General features: G+C 68.6%; 6 protein-coding genes. 4 read left to right on the forward strand and 2 right to left on the reverse strand.

Annotated features, from left to right (window positions below; translation table 11 throughout):
• Positions 1-687 (reverse strand): MFS transporter (locus tag ACIPIA_RS08210; protein WP_400508410.1); only part of this gene is annotated, 687 nt, incomplete at its 3' end.
• Between the two features lie 181 nt (positions 688-868).
• Here ACIPIA_RS08210 and dxs point away from each other — a divergent pair.
• Together dxs and ACIPIA_RS08220 are read left to right on the forward strand one after the other, a co-directional pair.
• Entirely contained in the window at positions 869-2779 is a 1911-nt protein-coding gene (gene dxs, locus ACIPIA_RS08215; RefSeq protein ID WP_400508412.1) for a 1-deoxy-D-xylulose-5-phosphate synthase, read from the forward strand.
• A gap of 10 nt (positions 2780-2789) precedes the next feature.
• A complete protein-coding gene (locus ACIPIA_RS08220) occupies positions 2790-3518 on the forward strand; it encodes a TlyA family RNA methyltransferase (RefSeq protein WP_400508414.1) in 729 nt (242 codons plus the stop codon).
• Here the strand turns inward: ACIPIA_RS08220 and ACIPIA_RS08225 are convergent, their stop codons facing one another.
• Positions 3519-4019 (reverse strand): hypothetical protein, encoded by a 501-nt coding sequence (locus ACIPIA_RS08225; RefSeq protein ID WP_400508415.1) that lies wholly within the window; start codon positions 4017-4019, stop codon positions 3519-3521.
• Between the two features lie 87 nt (positions 4020-4106).
• Between ACIPIA_RS08225 and ACIPIA_RS08230 the strand changes: the two genes are divergently transcribed.
• A complete protein-coding gene (locus ACIPIA_RS08230) occupies positions 4107-4874 on the forward strand; it encodes an SOS response-associated peptidase (RefSeq protein WP_400508417.1) in 768 nt (255 codons plus the stop codon).
• 51 nt (positions 4875-4925) lie between these two features.
• Positions 4926-6521 carry a gamma-glutamyltransferase family protein gene (locus ACIPIA_RS08235; protein ID WP_400508419.1) on the forward strand — a complete coding sequence of 532 codons (1596 nt, stop codon included), beginning with the start codon at positions 4926-4928 and terminating at the stop codon, positions 6519-6521.
• The last annotated feature ends 30 nt before the right edge of the window (positions 6522-6551 follow it).

A 6551-nucleotide genomic window follows, 5' to 3' on the forward strand; every position in this document is an offset into this window, starting at 1 on the left:
GACCGCCGTCACCAGGATCGGCCTGAGCAGGTCGTGGCCGGCGACGAAACGGGCGCCCTCATTGAGATCGTGTAGCAGGGCGCGCCGCGGGCCGGAAGGCGCTTCGTCCTTCGGAAGGCCGGCCAGCAGGGTTGCCGCCAGGACGGAGAGCCCCGCGGCCAGGCCATAGGCCGTCGAAACGCCGATCCAGCCAACAAGCGCTCCGCCCAGCGCCGGCCCTCCGGCATAGGCGGCGCTGCGCGCCAGCTCCAGCCAGCGATTGGCATCCGCGAGTTGCGCGCGCGGCACCACCGACGGAACGAAGGCCGGTGCGGCCACGCTGTAGCAGACCGTGCCGATGGCTCCGAGCGCGCCGAGCACGCCGAGCCAGGTCAGATTGAGGCCGCCGGCGACCAGCAGCAGCGGAATCGCGACCAGCGAAAGCGCGCGCAGAGCTTCCGTGCCGACCATAAGCCGGCGCCGCGACGCGCGATCGACCATAAGACCTGCCGGGATGGACAGCAGCAGGAAGGGCAAGGTCTGTGCCGTCTGCAGCCAGCCGGTCTCGGCTGGCCCGGCCGACAGCAGCAGAACCGCCGCCAGGGGCGCAGCCGCCAGGGCGATCTGCTCCGAAAACTGGGCAGAGAGATTGGACCAGCCGAGGCGCTGGAACGCCGTCGGCAGCGGTGCGGAATCGGTGGCGTTCATTGGCCGGCATCCCCAGAAGCAGTCGTGAGGGCAGTGAAATCCGTTGCCGAGGCCGGAACCACCCGTTTCGTGCGAAGCGAAGTCGCCCGCCGAGGCCGGGCAGATTGCAGCCGTGGTTTGCCAGCGCGGCGCGCAGGCACTATCTCAGGGTTGAACCATTGCAACGAGCCCGGACAGCTTCGTGCCACGCCCTGCGACACCCCTGCTCGACAAGATCCACGAACCCGCGGATCTGCGGGCGCTCGACGACGCCCAGTTGCGGCAAATCGCCGAGGAGTTGCGGCTGGAGACGATCGACGCCGTTTCGGTGACCGGCGGGCATCTCGGCGCCGGCCTTGGCGTGGTCGAACTGACGGTCGCGCTGCACCATGTCTTCGACACGCCGCGCGACAGGTTGATCTGGGATGTCGGCCACCAGGCCTATCCGCACAAGATCCTCACCGGCCGCCGCGACCGCATCCGCACGCTGCGCCAGCCGGGCGGTCTGTCCGGCTTCACCAAGCGCTCCGAGAGCGCGTACGACCCGTTCGGCGCCGCGCATTCCTCCACCTCGATCTCCGCCGGGCTCGGCATGGCGGTGGGGCGTGACCTGAAGGGCGAGAACAACAACGTCATCGCCGTGATCGGGGACGGCGCGATGTCGGCCGGCATGGCCTATGAGGCCATGAACAATGCCGGCGCGCTCGGCTCTCGCCTCATCGTCATCCTCAACGACAACGACATGTCGATCGCGCCACCCGTGGGCGCGATGTCGGCCTATCTGGCGCGCCTGGTCTCGGGGCGCACCTACCGCTCCCTGCGGGAGGTCGCCAAGCAGCTCGCCGAGAAGCTGCCGCGCTTCTTCCACGACAAGGCCCGGCGCACCGAAGAATATGCCCGCGGCTTCTGGACGGGCGGGACGATGTTCGAGGAACTCGGCTTCTACTATGTCGGGCCGATCGACGGGCACAATCTCGACCACCTGCTGCCGGTACTGCGCAATGTCCGCGATGCCGAGACCGGGCCGATCCTCGTCCATGTCGTGACGCAGAAGGGCAAGGGCTACGCCCCGGCCGAAGCCAGCGCCGACAAGTATCATGGCGTCGTCAAGTTCGACCCGGTGACGGGACTGCAGGCCAAGGCACCGGCGAACGCGCCGAGCTACACTGCGGTCTTCGCCAATGCGCTGATCAAGGAGGCGCGCGAGGACGACAAGGTAGTCGCCGTCACGGCCGCCATGCCGTCCGGCACCGGCCTCGATGCCTTCGGCAAGGAATTCCCCGCCCGCACCTTCGATGTCGGCATTGCCGAGCAGCATGCGGTGACCTTCGCGGCCGGGCTCGCAACCGAGGGCTACAAGCCGTTCGTCGCGATCTACTCGACCTTCATGCAGCGTGCCTATGACCAGATCGTCCACGACGTCGCGCTGCAGAAGCTGCCGGTGCGCTTCGCGCTCGACAGGGCCGGGCTCGTCGGCGCGGACGGCGCCACCCATGCCGGCTCCTTCGACATCGCCTATCTCGCCTGCCTGCCCGACATGGTGGTGATGGCCGCGGCCGACGAGGCCGAGCTGACGCACATGGTCGCGACCGCGGCAGCTTATGACGACGGCCCGATCGCCTTCCGCTATCCGCGTGGCGAGGGCGTCGGCGTCGAGATCCCGGACGTCGGCGTGCCCTTGGAGATCGGCAAGGGCCGCATCCTGCGCGAGGGCAGTCGCGTCGCCCTGCTTTCGCTCGGCACGCGCCTCGCCGAGGCGCTCAAGGCTGCCGACCTGCTGGCTCAGCGCGGGCTTTCGACGACGGTCGCCGATGCACGCTTCGCCAAGCCGCTCGACGAGGAGCTGATCCTCAAGCTGGCCCGCGACCATGAGATCCTGATCACGATCGAGGAAGGCTCGGTCGGCGGCTTCGGCAGCCATGTCCTGCATCTGCTCGCCCGCAGCGGCGCGCTCGATGCCGGGCTGAAGGTGCGCACGCTGACGCTGCCCGACGCCTATCAGGACCATGACAAGCCGGATGCGATGTATGTCGCGGCGGGCCTCGACGCCGCGGGCATCGTCGCAGCCGTCGATGGCGCGCTCGGGACGCCGAACGCCGTCAAGCGCGCCTGATCCTGCCTCGATGAAAAGCCGCGCGGACCAGTTGCTCGTCGAGCGCGGCTTCTTCGAAAGCCGGGCGCGCGCACAGGCCGCAATCGCCGCCGGGCTCGTCAGCGCCAATGGCCGGCCCGTGCGCAAGGCCTCCGAGATGGTGGCCCATGATGCGGAGCTGAAGGCGGAGGCGCCTCACCCTTATGTTTCTCGCGGCGGCCTCAAGCTCGCGGGCGCGCTCGACACCTTCGGCTTCGATCCGCAGGGCCTCGTCTGCCTCGATGTCGGCTCGTCGACCGGCGGTTTCACCGACCTCCTGCTGAAGCGGGGCGCGCGCCATGTCGTCGCCGTCGATGTCGGGCGCGATCAGCTCCATGCCTCGCTGCGCTGCGATCCGCGCGTCAGCAGCTTCGAAGGTCAGGACATCCGCACGTTGCCGCCGGACGCCCTGCCCGAGCGGCCGGGCTTCGCCGCGATCGACGTCAGCTTCATCTCGCTCAGGCTGGTGCTACCGGCCGTGGCGGCCCTGCTCGCGCCGGCTGCCGGGATCGCGGCGCTGATCAAGCCGCAGTTCGAGGCAGGCCGCGCCGCCCTGAAGAAGGGGATCGTCCGGGACGAGGCGATCCAGCATCAGGTCTGCGACGACATCGTCACCGTGCTGCGGGCACTCGGTTTCGCAGTCGAGGGTCCCGTCCCTTCCCCGATCGAAGGTGGCGACGGGAACCGGGAATTTCTGGTCGGAGCCCGACGGAAGGCGTGATCAGCGCGCCAGCAGCGCGTCGATCTGCGCCTGCAGGGCTGTATCCTCGAAGGCGGCGATGTCGATCGCGCCATTGGCGTTGATGAACTGGGTGGCACGGCCGATCTGCCGACGCAGGGCATCGCTTGCCACATCGAGGATCATCGGCAGTTCCTTCGGCTGCGGGATTTCGGCGAGCAGCGCCGTCACCGTCCGCACCAGCCGCGTCATCGACAGGCAGACGTCCTCGAACGACCGCGCCCTCGTGGGGTCGAGACGATCATAGGCCGCCAGCGCGGACGCCGCACAGCGCAATGGCGAGGCGCGGAAATGCTCGCGATAGCTGATGCTTTGCCAAGCCTGAAGATCGGCGACGAGCTCCTCGTCCATGCCGGCCATCTCGATCAGCATCAGGGCTTCGCTGTAGCGGTTCAGGAAATCGGTCGAGAGGCGGGGAGCGTCGACGCTTCCAGCCAGCCCCGCCGGCGCCTCGGCCAGCACATTCGTCGCGATGGCACTCATCTTCTGCCTCGAATCGGCGCGACTATGTTTGGCCAACCGGAAAGAAAGTGTTGATCTGACCGCCTCGTCTCGACGTAAACAGCAGCCATGTGCGGACGCTACGCGATCACCCTGCCCCCCGATGCGATGCGCGAGGCCTTCGGCTATCGCGAGCGGCCCAACTTCCCGCCGCGCTACAACATCGCGCCGACGCAGCCAGTGCCGGCCGTGCTCGCGCATGAGGGAGCACCGCATTTCCTGCTGATGCGCTGGGGTTTCATTCCGGGCTGGGTGAAGGACGCGAAGGACTTCCCGCTTGTCATCAACGTGCGCAGCGAGAGCGCGGCGGAGAAGCCGTCCTTCCGCAACGCGCTCAACCGCCGGCGCTGCCTGCTGCCCGCCGATGCCTTCTACGAGTGGCGGCGCAGCGGGACCGGACGGCAGGCCAAGAGCGAGGCCTTCCTTTTCTGCCGGCCCGACCGTGGCTTCTTCGCCTTCGCCGCACTATGGGAGACCTGGCATTCGCCGGATGGCTCCGAGATCGACACGGTCGCGATGATCACCGGCCCTGCGAACGGCCTGATGGCGGCCATCCACCATCGCTGCCCGGTCATTCTCGATCCGCGCGACTACAACGCATGGCTCGATCCGCAGGCCGCGCCCGAGCAGATCGGGCGTCTGCTGAAGCCGCCGCCGGACGATCTGCTCGAAGCGGTCGCCATCGGCAACGCCGTCAACAAGGTCGCCAATGACGGACCCGAGGTGCAACTGCCCCTCGGCGACCTGCCGCAGGAGCAGGCGCCCGAAGAACCGAAACGCCATGCGCGCAAAGCGACCCGGCCTCCCGCAGATGACGGGCAAGGCAGCCTGTTCTAGCGCCGGATTCGTGCTCTGATCGTCGGCAGAAGACGACGAGGAGACGCGAAGATGCACGGCCGCCGCCCCACAATGACCTCGCGCCACGGCATGGTCGCCGCGGCCCATCCACTGGCGGCGCAGGCCGGCGCGAGGCTGCTGGCGCAGGGCGGCAACGCCTTTGACGCCGCAGCCGCCACCGCGGCCGCGCTCAACGTGGTCGAGCCCTTCATGTCGGGGCTTGCCGGCATGGGCCTCTCGACGATGTGGGTCGCGGCCGAGAAGCGAGTGCGCGTGCTCGATTTCGTGCCCCCGATCCCGGCGAGCTTCCCGGCCGACCGGTTCAGCAAGCGCACCGATCTGGAGCGCGGCCCGCTCGCCGTGGCCTCGCCGGGCAATCTCGCCGGCTGGTGCGAGCTGGTGAAGACCTATGGCCGCAAGTCGCTGGCCGAGGTCTTCGCGCCGGCCATCGCGCTGGCTCGCGACGGCTTCGCCCTTGCCGAGTTTGGCGCGGCGGAGTTCGAAGAGAATGATCCGCTGCTGAAGGACCGGCCTGCGCTCTATCCGGCCTGGTCGCAGAATTATCAACCCGATGGCGCCCTGCATCTCGGCTCGGTGCTCGTCCAGTCCGATCTCGCGAGGACGCTGAGCGAGATCGCCGAGAAGGGACCGGACCATTTCTATCGCGGCGTGCTCGGCGAGAAGGTCATCGCCCATCTGCAGGCGCTCGGCGGCTCATTGACCATGGCCGATCTCGCGGCGGTCAAGACGGTCTGGCGCGAGCCGATGGCGGCGAGCTTCAGGGGGCTCTCCGTGCATGTACCGCCGCCGCCATGCGAGGGCTTCCAGTTCCTGCTGACCTTGCGCCTGCTCGACGGGATCGATCTTGCATCCAGGCAGCAGGACGGGCCTGATCATCTCGACCTCGTCTATCGCGCGATCCGCCTCGCGGCGGGCGAGCGCATCGCCCATAACAACCCCTCGCCGGAGAAACTCGCCGAGATCATGTCCGAGGCTTCGGTCGCGCGGCTGCGCCAGCGCCTCACCGACGGCAAGCCGGTGACCGGTCCGACCGAGCAATGGGTGCCACAGGACAAGGAAGACCCGGCGCACACCACCTCGCTCTCGATCGCCGACAGCGAGGGCAACCTGATCTGCATCACGCAGAGCCTCGGCAGCCCCTTCGGCAGCGGCGTCGTCGTGCCCGGCACGGGGCTCTGTTTCAACAACTTCCTGTACTGGGCCGACGTGCAGCCCGGCAGCCCCAACCGCTCCAAGCCCGGCGACGAATTGCCGATGTGCATGTCGCCCTCGCTCTCCACCCGCGACGGCAAGCCGGTGCTCGCGCTCGGCACGCCCGGCAGCTACGGCATCATGCAGACGCAGGCGCAAGCCATGGTCCAGCACCTCGTTTACGGCCTGCCCCTGCAGGAGGCGATCGAGGCGCCCCGGGCGCGCCTCTGGGACGGCCGCCTCGTCGAGATCGAAAATCGCATCGCTCCGGGGACGATCGCCGAGCTGGTCCGGCGCGGGCATGATGCGCGAGCCTTCGATGTCGGCTGGACGATGCGCTGCGGCGGCATGCAGGCAGTCGCGATCGACGCTGTGACCGGTGTGTTCACCGGCGCCGCCGACCCGCGCCGTGACGGCTACGTCGCGACGCCGTAGGGCGCGCGGCCTTCGCACGACACACTCCCG

It is taken from the genome of Allobosea sp. CER48 (genome assembly GCF_044752385.1).
GTDB lineage: Bacteria > Pseudomonadota > Alphaproteobacteria > Rhizobiales > Beijerinckiaceae > Allobosea.